This is a genomic window from Mycobacterium sp. NGS49 (genome assembly GCF_059812565.1).
Genome location: NZ_JCALCX010000096.1, coordinates 1 through 1,267 on the forward strand (window position 1 = coordinate 1; position 1,267 = coordinate 1,267).

General features: G+C 61.7%; 1 protein-coding gene. It reads left to right on the plus strand.

What is annotated here, in order from left to right:
• Window positions 1-47 precede the first annotated feature (47 nt).
• Window positions 48-1,241 carry an IS30 family transposase gene (locus AC5Y7D_RS30830; RefSeq protein ID WP_499929969.1) on the plus strand — a complete coding sequence of 398 codons (1,194 nt, stop codon included), beginning with the start codon at window positions 48-50 and terminating at the stop codon, window positions 1,239-1,241.
• Window positions 1,242-1,267: the final 26 nt, after the last annotated feature.

Here is a 1,267-nt window from a genome sequence, read left to right on the forward strand (position 1 = left end):
GGTGGATTCATACGGTCAAGGCAATGTCCGTTCATTTGGAGGTTGTCATGCCGAGTGGTTATCCGCATTCTCGATCAACACGGCGGGAGTTGTTCGACAGGGTGTGCCAGGGAGCTCCGTTGATTGCGACTGCTCGGGAGATGGGCGTGTCGACGACCGCGGCGTGGAAGTGGTGGCGTGACGCTGGAGCCATGAAGCTTAAGCGCAGGTCCAAACTAGGTCTGGCCGACCCCGGCGATCTGAATAGGCCCGGTGGTCGGGGTCGCCGGCTGAGTTTTGATGAACGTGTGGACATCATGCGGGGTGTTGACCGCGGCGATAGCCAGGTCGAGATTGCACGGCGACTTGACCGCCATCCGTCGGTGATCTGCCGTGAAATCGCACGCAACAGCGGCCCCGACGGGGACTACCACGCCCGTATGGCACACGCCCGTGCAGCCCGGAAAGCCAGACGCCCCAAAGCTTTCAAGCTCAAAGACAATCCGTTGTGCGCAACCATCGAAGCGTGGATGGATGACGGATGGAGCCCCAAGCTGATCGCACAGATGTTGGCCAGGTTTCACCCCGATGACAGGCTGGCTCGAGTGAGCCACGAAACCATCTACAAGTGCCTTTACGTGCAGACCCGCGGCAGCTTGCGCGCAGATCTGCACAAGTGCTTGTCCACCCGGCGAAGTACCCGCAAGAAACGTGGCGGCCCGGTCAGCCGCGGCATCTACACCGGCGCAGAATTCACCATCAGTCAGCGCCCCGCAGAGGTCGCCGACCGCGCCGTTCCCGGGCACTGGGAAGGTGATCTGATCATCGGAGCCGCCAACAGCGCCATCGGCACCCTGGTCGAACGCAGTACCCGATTCACCATCTTGCTGCCCCTACCCGCCGGTCATGCCTCCGAAGCCGTCGCCGCCGCCATGATCGAAGCGATGCGCGAATTGCCCGATCACCTGCGACGCAGCATCACCTGGGACCGCGGCAGCGAAATGGCCCAATGGCAGAACATCCATCTTGCACTCAAGGCCCCCGTCTACTTCTGCGACCCACACTCGCCCTGGCAACGTGGCACCAACGAGAACACCAACCGGCTGCTGCGATTCTGGTTCGAAAAGGGCAGCGACCTCAGCGGTCACACCACAGCCGATCTCAAGCGAATCCAAGACACCCTCAATCGCCGACCCCGACCCACCCTGGACTTCGACACCCCCGCCCAGCGCCTTCAAGCTCTCATCAACCAAGCGGCCTAGCATTGCACTGACCACTTGACTTTAGG

Bases quoted from the DNA above. Each gene is read 5' to 3' on its own strand.
- AC5Y7D_RS30830 (WP_499929969.1), top strand. From the start codon at position 48: ATGCCGAGTGGTTATCCGCATTCTCGATCAACACGGCGGGAGTTGTTC.